At 71.2% G+C, this 15,987-nt stretch carries 17 protein-coding genes; 10 read left to right on the top strand and 7 right to left on the bottom strand.

Annotated elements, in window-relative coordinates:
- The first annotated feature begins 2 nt into the window (after window positions 1-2).
- The gene (locus HUT10_RS32310) at window positions 3-1,265 is read left to right on the top strand and encodes a peptidase C39 family protein (RefSeq protein ID WP_176174648.1); all 1,263 of its coding nucleotides are present in this window, start codon (window positions 3-5) and stop codon (window positions 1,263-1,265) included.
- Window positions 1,266-1,305: 40 nt separating this feature from the next.
- Here HUT10_RS32310 and HUT10_RS32305 read toward each other — a convergent pair whose 3' ends face one another.
- Window positions 1,306-1,755 (bottom strand): carboxymuconolactone decarboxylase family protein, encoded by a 450-nt coding sequence (locus HUT10_RS32305; protein WP_176174647.1) that lies wholly within the window; start codon window positions 1,753-1,755, stop codon window positions 1,306-1,308.
- 78 nt (window positions 1,756-1,833) lie between these two features.
- On the opposite strand from HUT10_RS32305, the gene HUT10_RS32300 reads away from it, so the two are divergent.
- The 3 genes from HUT10_RS32300 to HUT10_RS32290 all read left to right on the top strand — a co-directional run bounded on the left by HUT10_RS32300 (window position 1,834) and on the right by HUT10_RS32290 (window position 4,430).
- Window positions 1,834-2,685, top strand: coding sequence for a sigma-70 family RNA polymerase sigma factor (locus HUT10_RS32300; protein WP_176174646.1), 852 nt, complete (start codon window positions 1,834-1,836; stop codon window positions 2,683-2,685).
- 50 nt (window positions 2,686-2,735) lie between these two features.
- Window positions 2,736-3,230, top strand: coding sequence for an HAD domain-containing protein (locus tag HUT10_RS32295; RefSeq protein ID WP_176174645.1), 495 nt, complete (start codon window positions 2,736-2,738; stop codon window positions 3,228-3,230).
- A gap of 102 nt (window positions 3,231-3,332) precedes the next feature.
- Entirely contained in the window at window positions 3,333-4,430 is a 1,098-nt protein-coding gene (locus HUT10_RS32290) for an S-(hydroxymethyl)mycothiol dehydrogenase (RefSeq protein ID WP_176174644.1), read from the top strand.
- Between the two features lie 55 nt (window positions 4,431-4,485).
- On the opposite strand, the gene HUT10_RS32285 is transcribed toward HUT10_RS32290, so the two are convergent.
- Together HUT10_RS32285 and HUT10_RS32280 are read right to left on the bottom strand one after the other, a co-directional pair.
- The gene (locus HUT10_RS32285) at window positions 4,486-4,632 is read right to left on the bottom strand and encodes a hypothetical protein (protein ID WP_176174643.1); all 147 of its coding nucleotides are present in this window, start codon (window positions 4,630-4,632) and stop codon (window positions 4,486-4,488) included.
- A complete protein-coding gene (locus HUT10_RS32280) occupies window positions 4,629-6,248 on the bottom strand; it encodes an FAD-binding oxidoreductase (protein ID WP_176174642.1) in 1,620 nt (539 codons plus the stop codon). Before HUT10_RS32280 ends, HUT10_RS32285 begins: the two co-directional genes overlap by 4 nt.
- A 97-nt stretch (window positions 6,249-6,345) precedes the next feature.
- On the opposite strand from HUT10_RS32280, the gene HUT10_RS32275 reads away from it, so the two are divergent.
- The 6 genes from HUT10_RS32275 (at window position 6,346) to HUT10_RS32250 (ending at window position 11,423) form a co-directional block, all read left to right on the top strand.
- Window positions 6,346-6,909, top strand: coding sequence for a TetR/AcrR family transcriptional regulator (locus HUT10_RS32275; protein ID WP_176178124.1), 564 nt, complete (start codon window positions 6,346-6,348; stop codon window positions 6,907-6,909).
- Window positions 6,906-8,444 carry a glycerol-3-phosphate dehydrogenase/oxidase gene (locus HUT10_RS32270; RefSeq protein WP_176174641.1) on the top strand — a complete coding sequence of 513 codons (1,539 nt, stop codon included), beginning with the start codon at window positions 6,906-6,908 and terminating at the stop codon, window positions 8,442-8,444. The genes HUT10_RS32275 and HUT10_RS32270 overlap by 4 nt, the downstream gene beginning before the upstream one ends.
- A 64-nt stretch (window positions 8,445-8,508) precedes the next feature.
- Window positions 8,509-8,778: a helix-turn-helix transcriptional regulator gene (locus HUT10_RS32265; protein WP_176174640.1), complete on the top strand. Its 270-nt coding sequence runs from the start codon at window positions 8,509-8,511 to the stop codon at window positions 8,776-8,778.
- Entirely contained in the window at window positions 8,775-9,323 is a 549-nt protein-coding gene (locus HUT10_RS32260; RefSeq protein WP_176174639.1) for a hypothetical protein, read from the top strand. Before HUT10_RS32265 ends, HUT10_RS32260 begins: the two co-directional genes overlap by 4 nt.
- On the top strand, window positions 9,316-10,236 hold the full coding sequence (locus HUT10_RS32255; protein ID WP_176174638.1) for an ABC transporter ATP-binding protein: 921 nt from the start codon (window positions 9,316-9,318) through the stop codon (window positions 10,234-10,236). The genes HUT10_RS32260 and HUT10_RS32255 overlap by 8 nt, the downstream gene beginning before the upstream one ends.
- Window positions 10,233-11,423, top strand: coding sequence for an ABC transporter permease (locus HUT10_RS32250; RefSeq protein WP_176174637.1), 1,191 nt, complete (start codon window positions 10,233-10,235; stop codon window positions 11,421-11,423). Before HUT10_RS32255 ends, HUT10_RS32250 begins: the two co-directional genes overlap by 4 nt.
- Window positions 11,424-11,463: 40 nt before the next feature.
- Here the strand turns inward: HUT10_RS32250 and HUT10_RS32245 are convergent, their stop codons facing one another.
- From HUT10_RS32245 to HUT10_RS32230, 4 genes are all read right to left on the bottom strand, one after another.
- Window positions 11,464-12,810 (bottom strand): deoxyribodipyrimidine photo-lyase, encoded by a 1,347-nt coding sequence (locus tag HUT10_RS32245; protein ID WP_176174636.1) that lies wholly within the window; start codon window positions 12,808-12,810, stop codon window positions 11,464-11,466.
- Between the two features lie 60 nt (window positions 12,811-12,870).
- Entirely contained in the window at window positions 12,871-14,187 is a 1,317-nt protein-coding gene (locus HUT10_RS32240) for a citrate synthase (protein ID WP_176174635.1), read from the bottom strand.
- A gap of 197 nt (window positions 14,188-14,384) precedes the next feature.
- The gene (locus HUT10_RS32235) at window positions 14,385-15,326 is read right to left on the bottom strand and encodes a carbohydrate kinase (protein ID WP_176174634.1); all 942 of its coding nucleotides are present in this window, start codon (window positions 15,324-15,326) and stop codon (window positions 14,385-14,387) included.
- Between the two features lie 41 nt (window positions 15,327-15,367).
- Window positions 15,368-15,949 (bottom strand): TetR/AcrR family transcriptional regulator, encoded by a 582-nt coding sequence (locus HUT10_RS32230; RefSeq protein WP_176174633.1) that lies wholly within the window; start codon window positions 15,947-15,949, stop codon window positions 15,368-15,370.
- Window positions 15,950-15,987 lie beyond the last annotated feature (38 nt).

Here is a 15,987-nt window from a genome sequence, read left to right as displayed (position 1 = left end):
CGATGCGCGCACGCAAGTTGTTCACCTTATTGTCAGTGGTTGTGTTGTCCGCGGTAACCACGCAGGTCGCGGCGGCCGGCCCGGTCCGGCCCCGCGACGACGAGGCGATCGACTACCACGAGTGGACCGGCGGCCGCTTCCACGAAGGCGGCTTCGCCGGGCTCACGCTCACCCGCGACGGCCTGCGCATCACGCACCCCGTCGGCACGGTCGAGCACACCGAGCCCGAGCTGGGCACGACGAGAACGTACGAATACGGCCAGTGGACGTCACCGGAGTACCGGCAGGGCTTCGGTGCGACGCAGCTGGTCGCGTCGTGGAACGCGAAGACGCCGGCGAAGACCTGGCTGCAGGTCGAGGCGCAGGGCCGGACGTCGGCGGGCGCCGAAACCGCGTGGTACGTGATGGGGCGCTGGGCCGGCGGCGACGCCGACATCCTGCGCACCAGCGTCGACGGCCAGGACGACGCGAACGCGCTGGTCGACGTCGACACGCTGGTGCTGAAGACCGGCGTGACGCTGAAGTCGTACCACCTGCGGGTCAGCCTCTACCGCGAACGCGGCTCGGGCGCGACGCCGACGGTGAGCCTGCTGGGTGCGATGACCTCGGCGGTCCCGGACCGCTTCGACGTGCAGACGACGAAGCCGGGACGCGCCGCCGGGATCGAGCTGAAGGTGCCCGCGTACGCGCAGAACCTCCACAAGGGACAGTTCCCGCAGTACGGCGGGGGCGGCGAAGCCTGGTGCAGCCCGACGTCGACGGAGATGGTGGCCGAGTACTGGGGCAAGAAGCCGTCGGCCGAGGAGATGTCGTGGATCCCGGCGGACTACGTCGACCCGCAGGTGGCGTTCGCCGCGCGCTACACCTACGACCACGCCTACGACGGCACCGGCAACTGGCCGTTCAACACCGCGTACGCCGCGTCGCGCGGGCTGCGCGGCCACATCACGCGGCTGCACTCGCTGAACGAGCTCGAGGACTACATCGTGCGCGGCATCCCGGTGATCACGTCGCAGTCGTTCCTGTCCTCGGAGCTCGACGGCGCCGGCTACGGCACGTCGGGCCACATCATGGTCGTCGTCGGCTTCACCAAGGACGGGGACGTGATCGCGAACGACCCGGCGTCGAGCAGCAACGACCGCGTCCGCAACGTCTACAAGCGCGACCAGTTCGAGAAGATCTGGCAGCGGACGAAGCGGTACCGCGCGGACGGCACCGTGGCGGGCGGCCCCGGCGGCGTCGCCTACATCATCACGCCGGCGTGAGCGGGCTCGGCGGGGCGCCGCGACCGGCGCCCCGCCGGGTTCACCAGGTCTTGCCCGCCTGCTCCCGGACCGCGCGGTTGATCCGGTTGAAGAAGCCGGTGAGCGCGATGTGCAGGACGATCGCGGACAGCTGCTTCTCGTCGAAGTGCGCGGCGGCGGCCGCCCAGACCTCGTCGGTGACGCCGGGCTGCCCGTCCTGGATCCGCGTCGCGGCTTCGGTCAGTTCGAGCGCGGCCCGCTCCGGCTCGGTGAAGAACGGCGTCTCCCGCCAGGTGACGACGCTGTGCAGCCGGTCGTCGGTCTCCCCCTGCTTCTTCGCGGCCTGGACGCCGGCGTAGGTGCAGGGCGCGCAGCCGTTGATCTGGCTGGCCCGCAGGTGGACCAGCTCGAGCAGCAGCGGATCGAGGCCGGCGCCGTACACGACCTTGAACAGCTGCTGGACCGCGCCGGTGACCTCGGGACTGCTCTGGCTCTTCAGCCGTGGTTCCATCGGTTTCCTCCATCGTTACCTGTGCCCCTCCGGGCCCGTCATGTCCACGACGGAGCGGGAGCGAGGAAGGTAACGACCATGTCCGACAGGTTGGCTTCGGTGTTCGAGGCACAGCGCGACCGGCTGCACGCGGTGGCCCGCCGCGTCCTGGGGTCCCAGACCGACGCCGAAGATGTGGTCCAGGAGGCGTGGCTGCGCCTGTCCCGCCAGGACGAGGCGGCGATCGAGAACCTCGAAGGCTGGCTGACGACGGTGGTCGGCCGGCTCAGCCTGGACGTGCTGCGGTCACGCCGGGCGCGTCCCGAGGCGGCGTACGAGGAGGTCGTCGTGACGGTGGCCTCCCCGGAGGAGGACGCGGAGCTGGCCGACTCGGTGGGGCTGGCGTTGCTGGTGGTGCTGGAGTCACTCGGCCCGAGCGAGCGCCTGGCGTTCGTGCTGCACGACCTGTTCGCGGTCCCGTTCGAGGAGATCGGCCGAATCCTGGGCAAATCCACGGCGGCGGCCAAGATGCTGGCGAGCCGCGCCCGCAGGAAGGTCCGGACGCCCTCGCCGCCGACGGGGTCTTCGCAGCACGAGGTGGTCCAGGCGTTCTTGACGGCGGCCCGCGACGGCGACTTCGAGCAGCTGCTGAAGCTGCTGGACCCGGAGGTCCGCTTGACGGTCGACACCCCGGACGGAGTGGTGGTGGTCTTGGGGGCGACGAACGTGGCGGCCGGAGCCCGCATCGGCGCGGCCGCGGGCGGCCGGGCGGTGCTGGTGGGCGGGTTGCCGGGGGTGGTGGCGTGGCGCGAGGACGGGACGCCGATGTCGGTGGTGGCCTTCACGGTGGTGGACGGGCGGATCGTGAGCATCGCATCGGTGGCGGACCCGGTGAAGCTGGCGTCGATGGAGCTGCCGGAGCCGCCCGGAACTGTCGGTGGTGGGCGATAAGCTGGAAGCCGGGGGCGGAGGCCCGCCCGCCGTGCCAGACTGCCGAGACCATGCGCCCGCTGCTGTTCCTCGACGTCGACGGCCCGCTGATCCCGTTCGGCCGCGCTGACGGCGGCTACGAAACCTTCACGGACGCCGACCACAGCAATCCCCTGCTGTCCCGCATCGACCCGAGCCTCGGGCCGCGGCTGCTGGCCCTCGGGTGCGACCTCGTCTGGGCCACCACGTGGCTCGAAGACGCCAACGAGTGCATCGCCCCGCTGCTCGGCCTGCCCCCGCTGCCGGTGCTCGACTTCCCGGACGAAGACCCACCCGGCGAGAACCTTCCCACCGCCGGGCCGCACTGGAAGACCGGCCCGATCGTCGCGTGGGCGGCCGGCCGCCCGTTCGCCTGGGTCGACGACGAAACGACCGACGCGGACCGGGCCTGGATCGCGAGCCACCACCCGGAGCCGGCCCTCCTGCACACCGTCGACCCGGCCACCGGCCTCACCGGCCAAGACTTGGCCACCATCGCCGCCTGGAGGGCCCACAGTTGCGCATGACGCAACACGTTGCACGAACCTCACTCATGCGGATGTCGCCATCCCCGCATGATCCGTGATTAGCTGCGGGCAGGACGAGCCGGAGCCGGAAGGTGGATTCGCATGCCGTACGAGGTCCAGGGGGTTGTTTCGCGGGCGAAGGGCGAGCCCGTCTCGCTGGAGACCGTCCTCGTGCCCGATCCGGGGCCCGGCGAAGCCGTCGTGAACGTGCAGGCCTGCGGGGTCTGCCACACCGACCTGCACTACCGCGAAGGCGGGATCAACGACGACTTCCCGTTCCTGCTCGGCCACGAGGCCGCCGGGGTCGTCGAGGCCGTCGGCGACGGCGTCACCGATCTCGAACCGGGTGACTACGTCATCCTCAACTGGCGTGCCGTCTGCGGCACCTGCCGGGCCTGCCGGCGCGGCAAGCCGTGGTACTGCTTCTCCACCTTCAACGCCACCCAGCCCATGACGCTGAGCGACGGGACCAAGCTCTCGCCCGCCCTCGGCATCGGGGCCTTCCTCGAGAAGACGCTCGTCCACAGCGGACAGTGCACGAAGGTCGACCGGGCCGCCGAGCCCGCCGTCGCCGGGCTGCTCGGGTGCGGTGTCATGGCCGGGCTCGGCGCGGCCATCAACACCGGCGCCGTCACGCGCGGGGACTCGGTCGCCGTCATCGGCTGCGGTGGGGTCGGCGACGCCGCCATCGCCGGAGCCAAGCTGGCCGGCGCCACCACCATCGTCGCGATCGACATGGACGACCGGAAGCTCGGCTGGGCCGAGGACTTCGGCGCGACCCACACGATCAACAGCCGCGGGCTGGCCGAAGACCAGGTCGTCGAAGCGATGCAGGAGGCCACCAACGGGTTCGGCCCCGACGTCGTGATCGACGCCGTCGGCCGCCCCGAGACCTGGCGGCAGGCGTTCTACGGGCGCGACCTGGCCGGCACGGTCGTGCTGGTCGGCGTGCCGACGCCGGAGATGCGGCTGGACGACCTCCCGCTGATCGACTTCTTCTCGCGCGGCGGCTCGCTCAAGTCGTCGTGGTACGGCGACTGCCTGCCCAGCCGCGACTTCCCGATGCTCGTCGACCTCTACCTGCAGGGCAGGCTGCCGCTGGACAAGTTCGTCACCGAGCGCATCGCCGTCGACGGCGTCGAGCAGGCCTTCGAGCGCATGCACCGCGGTGAGGTCCTGCGCAGCGTGGTGACGTTCTGACCCCGTTCACCGACGACGAGTACCCGGCCGAGCCGTACCCCGGCACCCGGCCGGGCTACTCGTTCGTGCACGTCGACGGCGCCGGGGACCACGCCGTCTGGTTCGTGACGCCGGACCAGCCGGCGGTCCTGGACTGCTGCGAAGCGGCCCGGCTCGAAGGCGTCGCGGCCGACGGCCACGGCGTGCCCTGCGAAGTGCTCACACCAGCTTCCCCGGGTTGAGGATCCCGGTCGGATCCACAGCGGACTTCGCCGCGCGCAGCACCTCCACGCCCAGCGAGCCGATCTCCACGCTCAGGTACGGCGCGTGGTCGACCCCGACGGCGTGGTGGTGCGAAATCGTGCCCAGGCCGGCGATCGCTTCGCAGGCCGCCGCCTTCGCGCGCTGCCACTGGCCGACCGGGTCCGCTTCGTCGCGGGCCGTCAGCACCGTGAAGTACAGCGACGCGCCCGTCTCGTACGCGTGCGAAATGTGGCACATCACGATCGTACGGCCCAGCGAGGCCGTCAGTGCCGCGCGGACGTCGTCACGCAGCTCGTCCACATTGGACCAATAGGCGGCCGTTTCGAGCGTCTCCACGCAGATGCCCATGTCCAGCAACGTGTCCCGCTGCCGCGGCCCGGCGAACCGGCCGTGCCGCCACGATTCGCCGAGCGCCTTGCCGACGCGCACGGCACCCGCGGCCTTGAGCCGCCGCGTCGTCTCGCGGCGGCGCAGCGCCACGTCGTGCGCCGTGCCTTCCCAGCCCACGATGAGGAAACACGGCCTTCGGACGCCGCGCGCGGCGAGGTAGCGGCGCAGCGCCGCCGTCTTCAGGCCGGCGTTCAGCGCGAGCGACACCTCGGTCTCGTCCACATCGGACAGCCGGGTGACGTCGGCGAGCGCGTGGTGCTGCGCGAGGTCCCGCACCGCTTCGGCGCCGGCCGCCCAGCCCGGCAGCGCGTACCCCTCGTAGCGCCGGACCGCGGGCGCCGGCCGCACCCGCAGCGCGACCTCGGTGATCACGCCGAGCGTGCCCTCGCTGCCGACGGCGAGCTGGCGCAGGTCCGGCCCGGCCGCGGACGCCGGCGCGACGCCGAGCTTCCACGGGCCGCGCGGGGTGGCCAGCCGGACGCCGGTGACCATGTCTTCGAACCGCCCGTAGCCCGACGACGCCTGGCCGGCCGAGCGGGTCGCCGCGAAGCCGCCGATGGTGGCGCGCTCGTAGGACTGCGGGACGTGCCCGAGTGTCAGGCCGTGCCCGGCGAGCAGCCGCTCGGCTTCGGGGCCGCGGACGCCGGCCTGCAGGACGGCGATGCGTGATTCGGCGTCCACCGACACCAGCGCGTCGAGCCGGACGAGGTCGAGCGCGATCACCGCGGTCTTCTCGCCGGGCAACGCCGAGACGCCGCCGACCACCGACGTCCCGCCGCCGAAGGGCACGACTCCGACGTCGTGCCGCACGCAGACGTCGAGGACCGCCTGGACCTGGTCCGGGTCGGCCGGCAGCACGACCGCGTCGGGCACCGGGAAGTCCGCGGAGGGCGAACGGCGCCGCAGGAGGTCGAGGTAGGACAGGCCGGTCGCCCGCGCGAGCCGCGCCGCGGCGTCGACCAGCACGTTCTCCGCGCCGACGACCTCGGAGAGCGCTTCCCCTGCAGATTTCGACAAGTTCGGTGACGGTATTTTCACCGACACATCCGGCGCGGAGGCGGCGCCGGGGGCCGTCGGACCGATACGCTGTTCAAGCCACTTGGCCGCCCGCGCGGGCAGCGGGGCGGCGCCGGCGGCTTCCGCGGTCCACGACTGGCGGAGGCGGTGGTCAATGAGCGCGTTCACGACTACAGTGTGACACATGGACGTAAAACGTCACACCACGCAGACCGCGGGTTCCTCCGCGCTCGCCGACACCCGCAGCCGCCAGACGGCGACCCGGGTGGCCGATGACGTGCTGCTCGACGCCGCGCGCTCGTGCGTGCTGGCCGTCGGTGTGCGCCGCACCACACTCGCCGAGATCGCCCGCACCGCCCGGGTCAGCCGGATGACGGTCTACCGCCGGTTCCCGGACGTCCGCAGCGTGCTCGCGGCGCTGATGACCCGCGAGTTCAGCGGGCTGCTGCGCACGGCGAGCGAGCGCGGCGCCGACGCGGCGCACAGCCGCGACCGGCTCGTGCTGATCGCGGAGGCCGGCGTCCGCGCGCTGTCGACCGACCCGCTGTTCCGCACGCTGCTCGACGTCGACCCGGAACTGGTCCTGCCGTACATCGTGGAGCGGCTCGGCGCGACGCAGAAGTTCGCCGAGCAGGCCCTGCACCAGCTCCTGGAGGCCGGCCACCAGGACGGCTCGATCCGGCGGGCGCCGGTCGCGGTGCAGTCCCGGTCGGTGCTGCTGGTCGTGCAGTCCTTCGCGTTCTCGCTGCGGCCGGCCACCGCGGACCTCGACGAAGCGGCGCTGATCGCCGAGTTCACGCACGTGCTCGACGCGGCCCTGCGGCCATGACGCCGGGCTCGCTCAACGCGCGGCGCCGCGAACGCGAACTGGCGGAGCTGGCCTCGGGCGAGCGCGTGGACATCGTCGTGGTCGGCGGTGGCGTCACCGGCACGGGTATCGCGCTGGACGCGGCTTCGCGCGGGCTGTCGGTGGCGCTGGTGGAGGCCCACGACCTGGCGTTCGGGACGTCCCGCTGGTCGTCGAAGCTGGTCCACGGCGGCCTGCGGTACCTGGCGCACGGCGAGCTCGGCCTGGCGCACGAGAGCGCGGTGGAGCGCGGGATCATGATGACGCGCACGGCACCGCACCTCACCCGCGCGATGCCGCAGCTGTTCCCGTTGTACCCCAGCACATCCCGCACGCAGGAGAAGGTGGTCGCGGCCGGCCTGCGAGCCGGTGACCTGCTGCGCCGGGCGGCGCGCACGCCGTCGTCGGTGCTGCCGCGGCCGCGTTCGATCCCCCCGGTGGAGGCCTTGGCGCTGGCGCCGGGCCTGTCCGCACACGGGTTGCGCGGCGCCCTGCTGGCCTACGACGGAGCGTTGGTCGACGACGCCCGCCTGGTGGTGACCCTCGCCAGGACGGCGGCCTCGTTCGGCGCGCGGATCCTCACGCGGCTTTCGGCCACTTCGCTCTCGGCGGACCGCGTCCAGGCCCGCGACGGCCTCTCCGGCTCCACAGTGGACATCCATGCGCGGCAGGTGGTCAACGCGACCGGCGTGTGGGCGGGAACGCTGACGGGCGCGGTGCGGCTGCGTCCGTCACTGGGTTCGCACCTGGTGCTGGCGCCGGGGACGGTGCCGATGGGGACGACGTCGGTGAACGTCGGCGTGCCCGGGGAGACGAACCGGTTCGTCTTCCTGCTGCCCCAGCCGGACGGCCGGGTCTACCTGGGACTGACCGACGAGCCCGTTTCCGGCCCGATCCCGCCGGTGCCGGTGGTTCCGGAGTCCGATGTGGACTTCCTGCTGACGCTGGCTTCCTCGGTGCTGTCGCGGCCGCTCACGCGCGCGGACATCGCCGGGTCGTACGCGGGCCTGCGCCCCCTGGTCGAGGGCGGCGGCCGGTCGGCCGACCTGTCCCGCAAGCACGCCGTCCTGGTGGGGTCCGACGGGCTGTTGACCGTGGTGGGCGGCAAGCTGACGACGTACCGCCGGATGGCCGAGGACGCGGTCGACGCGGCGGTTCGCCTCGCCGGGTTCACAGCTTCCCCGTGTCGCACGGCCCGGTTGCCGCTGCTGGGCGCGGCTCCGCGATCGGAGTTGTCCCTTGTGGACGCTTCGCCGCGCCTGGTGGCGCGCTACGGCACCGAGGCCCCACGCGTGGCGGCACTGGGCGAGCTGGACGCGGAGTTCGCGACCCCGGTCGCACCGGGGACGGACATCACGGCGGCCGAGGTCGTCTGGGCGGTCCGGAACGAAGGGGCGCTGGACGTGGCGGACGTCCTGGAGCGCCGGACGCGGCTGGCGCTGATCCCGTCGGACGCCGAAGCCGCGCGGGCACGGGTGGCGGAGCTTGTCGACAAATCTCTGGCCGGTCTCGGCTGAGCGTCAACCGGACTTGAGGTTCCCTTAAGTTGACGTGTCGTTGGGTTTTTGCAACAGTACGTTCATGAGTCCGGTCAGACGCGGCAAGGAGCTGCCGATCTACAACCGGCTTCCCGTGCTCCGGGCCGAGCGGGGGATGACCCGGGCCGCGCTGGCGAGTGCCGTCGACGTCAACCCGCAGACCATCGGCGCGCTCGAACGCGGTGACCACTACCCGAGCCTGGACCTCGCGTTCCGGCTCTGCGCGGTGTTCGACCTGCCCGTCGAGGCGGTCTTCAGCCGCGAACCGTTCACGCCTCTTTCCACCCAGGTCTACCGCGAGGGGGGAGCATGACCGAGCAACCGGGCCGTCTCGCTGCCTACTGGGAACGTCAGCTGGACAAGATGGACGCGCGGGAGCTGCGGCACGCCAAGCGGCTGCCCGGCTGGCGCACCCGGCGCCGCCGCCGAGCCCTCGCCGCGCTCCTGGGGCTCGCCGACCTCGGGCTGATCGCCGGCGCGTCGGTCTTCCCCACGGGCGGCGACGGGCTGTTCGGCGCGCTCTGGCTGGGCAGCGTGGTGGTCGGCGGCAGCACGTTCGTGCTGCTGCGGATCCTCACCGGCCGGATGAGCGGCGGCTTCTCCCGGCTGCTGGACGAACGCGAACGCGAGTGGCGCCACCGCGTCACCTACGTCGCCTTCCAGATCCTGAGCTACCTGATGATCGCCGCGATGATCTACAGCATCGTCGTCGCCCACACCGAAGAAGGCGGCCTGCGCGGCGCGATGATGCTGTCGGCGCTGCTGGTCACCGGCACCACCGTCCCGGCCATCGTGCTGGGCTGGGCGCTGCCGGACGACGACCCCGAGGATTTCGAAGAGGGGATGGGGAATGCCTGAGGGGACACTGGAGATCGACGGGATCTCCAAGCGCTACGGCGCCAAGGTCGCGCTGGACGGCGTCTCGTTCGACGTCCGCGCCGGCGAGCTGTTCGGCTTCGTCGGCAGCAACGGCGCCGGCAAGACCACCACCATGCGGATCGCGCTGGGCGTGCTCGCCGCCGACGGTGGCGAGGTCCGGTTCGACGGCAGGCCGGTCACCCACGAGACGCGCACCCACATCGGCTACATGCCGGAGGAGCGCGGGCTGTACCCGAAGATGAAGGTGCTCGACCAACTCGTCTACCTCGCCGAACTGCACGGGCTGAGCGCGAACGAAGCCCACCGCAACGCCGAAACCTGGATCACCCGGCTCGGGCTGGCCGAGCGCCGCAAGGACGAGGTGCAGAAGCTGTCCCTCGGCAACCAGCAGCGCGTCCAGCTCGCCGCGGCGCTGGTGCACGACCCCGCCGTGCTGGTGCTCGACGAGCCGTTCTCCGGCCTCGACCCGCTCGCCGTCGACGTGATGAGCGCTGTCCTACGGGAGAAGGCCGCCGCGGGGGTGCCGGTCGTGTTCTCCAGCCACCAGCTCGACCTCGTCGAGCGGCTGTGCGACCGGGTCGGGATCATCCGCGGCGGCCGGATGGTCGCCGTCGGCACGGTCGCGGAACTGACCTCCGGCGCACGCAGCAAGCTCGTCGTGACGGCGCCGGCCGCGGCCAACGGCTGGGCCGCGGGCCTGCCCGGGGTGCGCGTGCTGGAGCAGCACGGCACCACCACCGTGCTCGATCTCGAACCGAGCGCGGACGACCAGGCCGTGCTCGCCGCCGCGCTGGCGACCGGGCCGGTCACCGAATTCAGCCGGCGTCGCCGCTCGCTCACCGAGCTCTTCCGCGACGCCGTGTCCGCGCCGGCCGAGGGGGAACCGCGATGAGGACGTTGAGTGGCCGCCGCGCCGTCTGGCTCGTGCTGAAGCGCGAGCTGAACACCCGGTTGCGCACGAGGTCGTTCGTCGTCGGCACCGGCGTGCTGCTGGTGCTGCTGCTGGGGTACGTCTTCTTCCAGACGTCGCTGGCCAAGTCGTCGGACAAGAACACCGTCGGGCTGACCGGCCAGGCGATCGGGATCGCCCGGCAGCTGCAGACCGAAGCGGCGCTGTCGGGTCGCGAGATCAGCACGGTCGTCGTCACCGACCCGGCGGACGGCCGCAAGAAGGTCGAGGACGGCGACCTCGACGCGCTCGTCTCGGGCAGCGCGGCGCAGCTGACCGCGACCTACAAGTCCTCTTTGGACGACCAGCTGCGCCGGGTGCTCGACCAGGTCGCCCAGCAGCAGGTGCTCGACGGCGTGCTGTCGTCCGCGCAGCTGGAGCCGGCCGAGGTGATGGCCAGGGTCAACGGCACCCACGTCCAGGACGACGCGCTCTCGCCGCAGCCGGCGGATCAGACGCAGCGGCTGGTGGTCGGGCTGGTCGTGGCGTTCCTGCTGTACATGAGCATCATCACCTACGGGATGATGGTGGCACAGGGCGTGGTCGAGGAGAAGTCGAGCCGGGTCGTGGAGATCCTGCTGGCCAGCGTCCGGCCGTGGCAGCTGCTGCTGGGCAAGGTGATCGGGCTCGGCCTGGTCGGGCTGACCCAGCTGGTCATCCTCGCGGTGGTCGGCCTGGGCGCGGCGACGGCGACCGGCGTGTTCACGCTGTCCGGCTTCGCGACGGGTGCGGTGCTGTGGGGCCTGCTCTGGTACCTGCTGGGCTTCCTGTTGTACGCCACGATCTACGGCGCGCTCGGGTCGCTGGTGTCCCGGCAGGAGGACACCCAGTCGGTGGTCGGGCCGCTGAACATCATCCTGGTGGTCGGGTTCATCGCGGGGTTCAACCTGCTGGTCCAGAACCCGGCGGGCTCGGCGACGAGGGTCGTCTCGCTGATCCCGCTGCTCTCGCCGATCCTGATGCCGGCCCGGATCTCGACGGGCGCGGCGGCGGGGTGGGAGATCGGGCTGTCGCTGGGGCTGACCGTCGCGTTGGTGGCGGTGCTGACTTGGGTGGGCGGGAAGATCTACGGCAACAGCGTGCTGCGGATCGGCAGCCGGATCAAGCTGGCGGAGGCTCTGCGCGGCTGACCCTCGTGAGGGTTCAGGAGGGTTCTGTCCTCCTGAACCCTCACGACGTGATCTTGCCGTACCGCTCCAGGGACACCTGGCGCTCGTGGCCGTGGTCGACCATCGGCTCCGGGTAGTCGGCGGGACGGTCCTTCAGCTTGTGCACCGCCTTGCCCGCCACCGAACGCAGCTCCGGCACGTACTTCCGCACGTAGTCCCCCTGCGGGTCGAACTTCTCCCCCTGCGTCGTCGGGTTGAAGATCCGGAAGTACGGGGCCGCGTCGGTGCCGCAGCCCGCGACCCACTGCCAGTTCAGCTGGTTCGAGGCCAGGTCGCCGTCCACCAGGTGCTTCATGAAGTGGCGGGCGCCCAGCCACCACGGCAGGTGCAGGTCCTTCACCAGGAAGCTCGCGACGACCATCCGCACCCGGTTGTGCATCCAGCCCTCGGCCAGCAGCTGCCGCATCCCGGCGTCCACGATCGGGTAGCCCGTGCGGCCCTCGCACCACCGCGTGAACGCCTCGGGGTCGTCGTCGTGCTTCATGCCGTCGAAGCGCTTGTCGTAGTTCTGCCGCGCCGTTTCCGGGCGGTGCCACAACACGTCGGCGTGGAATTCGCGCCAGCAGATCTCGCTGCGCAGCGACTTCGCGCCCACGCGGTCGTCGCCGGACAGGTCCGCCAGGATCGTCCGCGGGTGGATGCAGCCCCAGCGCAGGTACGGCGAAAGCCGCGTGGTCCCTTCGCGGTCCGGGCGGTCGCGATCCTCGTCGTAGGTCTCGATGCCGTCTTCGAGGAACGCGTGCCAGACGTCCAGCGCCGCCTTCTCCCCCGGCTCGGGCAGCTCGGCGGAGACCTTCGGCGCACGCGGGACCTTCAGCGAGCGCGGCGGTTCGACCCAGTCCACAAGGGACGGTCCGGTGTCGGCGGGCGAGTGCCAGCCCCGCGCGGTCCAGGCGCGGAAGAACGGGGTGAAGACGCGGTACGGGCTGCCGTCCGGCTTGGTGACCTGGCCCGGCGTCACCGCGTACGGCGAACCCGTCTCGACCCAGTCGATGTTGTGCTCCGCCAACGCTTTCGCGACCGCGTCGTCCCGGCGGCGGCCATAGGGACCGGTGTCCGCGCTGACGTGCACCGCGGCGGCGCCGATCTTGCGCGCCGCGCGGACGACCTCGGTCGCCGGGTCGCCGTGCACCAGCATCAGGCGGCCGCCGAGCTGGTCGTTCAGCTTTTCGAGACACCCGTACAGGAACGCTTCCCGCGGCGCGCCACCCGGCTTCAGCAGTGCCTCGTCGAGGACGTACAGCGCGAGCACGTGCTTGCTGTGCTTCGACGCCTCCAGCAGCGCGGCGTGGTCACCCAGCCGAAGGTCACGACGGAACCACAGGACAACGGGGGCTTCTCGGGTCACGCCGGTAAACGTAAACGTCCCGCCGGGCAAATGCACGGCGGGACGTTCGCTTGAATCGAATCAGCGCTCCGACATCGGGACGTAGTCCCGGGTCGCGTGGCCGGTGTAGATCTGCCGCGGGCGGCCGATCTTGGTGGCCGGGTCGTTGATCATCTCGCGCCAGTGCGCGATCCAGCCCGGGAGCCTGCCCAGCGCGAACAGCACCGTGAAGAACTTCGTCGGGAAGCCCAGCGCCCGGTAGATCAGGCCGGTGTAGAAGTCCACGTTCGGGTACAGCTTGCGCGAAACGAAGTAGTCGTCGGAAAGCGCGACCTCTTCGAGCTTCTTCGCGATGTCGAGCAGCTGGTCGCCGCCCTTCAGCTTGCCGAGGATCTCGTCCGCGGTGTTCTTGATGATCTTCGCGCGCGGGTCGTAGTTCTTGTAGACCCGGTGCCCGAAGCCCATCAGCTTCACGCCCTTTTCCTTGTTCTTCACGCGCTCGACGAACTTGGCGACGTCGCCGCCGTCGGCCTGGATGCCCTCCAGCATGTCGAGCACCGCCGCGTTCGCGCCGCCGTGCAGCGGGCCGAACAGCGCGTTGATGCCGGCCGAGATCGAGGCGAACAGGTTCGCCTCGGACGAGCCGACCAGGCGCACGGTCGAGGTCGAGCAGTTCTGCTCGTGGTCGGCGTGCAGGATGAACAGCAGGTCGAGCGCCTTGACGACGTCCGGGTCGACGTCATACGGCTCGGCCGGGAAGCCGAAGGTCATCCGGAGGAAGTTCTCGACCAGGCCGAGCGAGTTGTCCGGGTACAGCAGCGGCTGGCCGACCGACTTCTTGTACGCGTACGCGGCCAGCGTCGGCACCTTGGCGAGCAGCCGGATCGTCGACAGCTCCACGTTCGGCTCGTCGAACGGGTTGAGCGAGTCCTGGTAGAAGGTCGACAGCGCCGACACCGCGCTCGACAGGACCGGCATCGGGTGGGCGTCGCGCGGGAAGCCGCTGAAGAACGCCTTCAGGTCCTCGTGGAGCAGCGTGTGCCGCTGGATCTTCTCGGTGAAGTCGGCCAGCTGGGCCTCGGTCGGCAGCTCGCCGTAGATGAGCAGGTAGGAGACCTCGATGAAGGTCGACTTCTCGGCCAGCTGCTCGATCGGGTACCCGCGGTAGCGGAGGATCCCGGCGTCACCGTCGATGTAGGCGATGGCGGACGACGCGGCACCGGTGTTGACGAAGCCGGGGTCGTAGGTGATGTACCCCGTCTGCGCCAGCAGCTTGCCCAGCTCGATCCCGGGCGCGCCCTCGACCGGGTGAACGATCTTGAACTCGTGCTCGCCACTCGGCAGGGTCAGCTTCGCGGTTTCGCCGCCGGACTGCCCCGCAGTCGTCGCGTCGGACATGCAAGTCCCTCTCACGTTGGGCACGGGCCGGCGGCGCCTGTACGTTCCACAGGTAGCCACGTGTTCACGCGAGGAAACACTGGCGCCTCGCTGCACACCGCCCCGCTGGGGTATGAAGAATGCCCCTCAACGTTAGTCGAGAAACCCGCCTTCGCGCAGCGGTGACGTTGCTCCCGGGGCCCCCTTTGGGACCAGGTTCACACGGTAGCCGCCATGTCGGCCGACGTGGGCGGCTCGGCGCCGCTGCGGGACACCGTGATCGACGCCGCTTTCGCCGCGAACGCGAGTGCCTCCCGCCACGCGCCGGCGTCGAGGGAGCCCAGGTCGGTGACCTCGCGGGTGTGCAACCAGGCCAGCAGCGCGCCGTGCACGGTGTCGCCCGCCCCGATGGTGTCCACGACGGTGACCTTCCGCGACGGCACGTGGGCCAGCTCACCTGCGGCGGTGATCACCGAAAGCCCGTCGGCGCCCCGGGTGAGCACCACGGCGTCCACACCGGACTCGATCCACGTCTTCGCGGCGGCGACCGGGTCGGCGCCTTCGGTCAGCCACGCGGCGTCGTCGTCGGAGATCTTCAGCAGCCGGACGTCCGGCAGCCAGGACGCGAACCGGACCCGGTAGGCGGCCGGGTCGGCGATGAGCGCCTCGCGGATGTTCGGGTCGAGCACGGTCAGCACGCCGCGGGCCGCTTCGCGCCGCAGCATCGTCTCGTACGCCGAAGCGCCGGGCTCGAGGACCATGCCGAGCGTGCCGAGTGAGAGCGCTGTCACATCTCCCGCCAGCGGCCCGGGATCCGCGACCAGCCGGTCGGCGGTGCCCTCGACGTAGAACGTGTAGCGCGCGGCGCCCTTCGCGTCGAGCGCCACGACGGCCAGCGTCGTGGGCTCGTCACCGCGCTGCAGCAGCGACGTGTCGACGGCGGAAGCGTGCAGCCGCTCGACCATCGCGTCGCCGAAGCGGTCGGTCGAAACGCGCGAGAGGAACGAAGCCGGGACGCCGAGCCGCCCGGCGGCCAGCGCGACGTTGTACGGGCCGCCGCCCAGGCGGGGCAGCAGCGCGCGCAGCCCACCGTCCACAGTGGAATCCAGGGGGTCGCCGGGAACCAGGTCGACCAGAGCTTCTCCGCCTACGACGATCACGCCGGGAGTTTAATGGAGTTCCGGCTGACAATTCCTGTCCGCTATTTGTTCAACCCGCCGAGGAGCAGTTCACCCAAAGCGGTGAACGCCTCGGCGTCGGAGACGTCGAGGCGGCCGCCGAGCACGCCGGTCTGGATGCCCTCGATGATCAGCCCGGCCATCTCGGCCACCAGCCGGGCGTGGACGTCGCGGAACACCCCGTCGGCGACGCCCTTGTCGATGAACTGCCGGAGCCGCCGCGCGGCGAACCGGCTGTTGAGCTGGTAGGCGTCGCGGGCCGGGCCGAACTCGGCGAGATCGCGCATGAAGGCCGCCGACGCCCGGTTGAGCTGCTCGGCGACCCCGGCCAGGTACTCGCCGATGAGCTTGCGGGCGTCGTCGATCCCGGCGATGCGCTCCTCGATCCGCTCGGCGGCGCCCCGGAAGAACCGGGTGACCACCTTGACGGCGAGCTGCTCCTTGCTGGGCGCGAGCGCGTAGAGGGTCGACTTCGAGCAGCGCAGGCGGCCGGCGAGGTCGTCCAGGGTGAAGACGGCGAAACCCTCGGCCAGGAAGAGCGCCTCGAGCTCGCCGAGCAGCGCCTGCTGGCGGGCGGTCGGCCGTCGTCGGGGTTCGGGGCGCATCGGCTCACTATCTCCTACGTCTTCCGGCGTCCCCAGTC

The sequence above is a fragment of the Amycolatopsis sp. Hca4 genome, assembly GCF_013364075.1.
In the GTDB taxonomy this organism is placed as follows: domain Bacteria; phylum Actinomycetota; class Actinomycetes; order Mycobacteriales; family Pseudonocardiaceae; genus Amycolatopsis.
Note: the sequence above shows the minus strand (reverse complement) of the source record. Positions and strands in the feature narration are given on the sequence as shown.

Coding starts and splice junctions, on each gene's coding strand:
- HUT10_RS32300 (WP_176174646.1), top strand. CDS start 1,834: ATGTCCGACAGGTTGGCTTCGGTGTTCGAGGCACAGCGCGACCGGCTG.
- HUT10_RS32240 (WP_176174635.1), bottom strand. CDS start 14,187: ATGTCCGACGCGACGACTGCGGGGCAGTCCGGCGGCGAAACCGCGAAG.
- HUT10_RS32230 (WP_176174633.1), bottom strand. CDS start 15,949: ATGCGCCCCGAACCCCGACGACGGCCGACCGCCCGCCAGCAGGCGCTG.
- HUT10_RS32310 (WP_176174648.1), top strand. CDS start 3: ATGCGCGCACGCAAGTTGTTCACCTTATTGTCAGTGGTTGTGTTGTCC.
- HUT10_RS32270 (WP_176174641.1), top strand. CDS start 6,906: ATGACGCCGGGCTCGCTCAACGCGCGGCGCCGCGAACGCGAACTGGCG.
- HUT10_RS32305 (WP_176174647.1), bottom strand. CDS start 1,755: ATGGAACCACGGCTGAAGAGCCAGAGCAGTCCCGAGGTCACCGGCGCG.
- HUT10_RS32260 (WP_176174639.1), top strand. CDS start 8,775: ATGACCGAGCAACCGGGCCGTCTCGCTGCCTACTGGGAACGTCAGCTG.
- HUT10_RS32265 (WP_176174640.1), top strand. CDS start 8,509: ATGAGTCCGGTCAGACGCGGCAAGGAGCTGCCGATCTACAACCGGCTT.
- HUT10_RS32255 (WP_176174638.1), top strand. CDS start 9,316: ATGCCTGAGGGGACACTGGAGATCGACGGGATCTCCAAGCGCTACGGC.
- HUT10_RS32295 (WP_176174645.1), top strand. CDS start 2,736: ATGCGCCCGCTGCTGTTCCTCGACGTCGACGGCCCGCTGATCCCGTTC.
- HUT10_RS32250 (WP_176174637.1), top strand. CDS start 10,233: ATGAGGACGTTGAGTGGCCGCCGCGCCGTCTGGCTCGTGCTGAAGCGC.
- HUT10_RS32290 (WP_176174644.1), top strand. CDS start 3,333: ATGCCGTACGAGGTCCAGGGGGTTGTTTCGCGGGCGAAGGGCGAGCCC.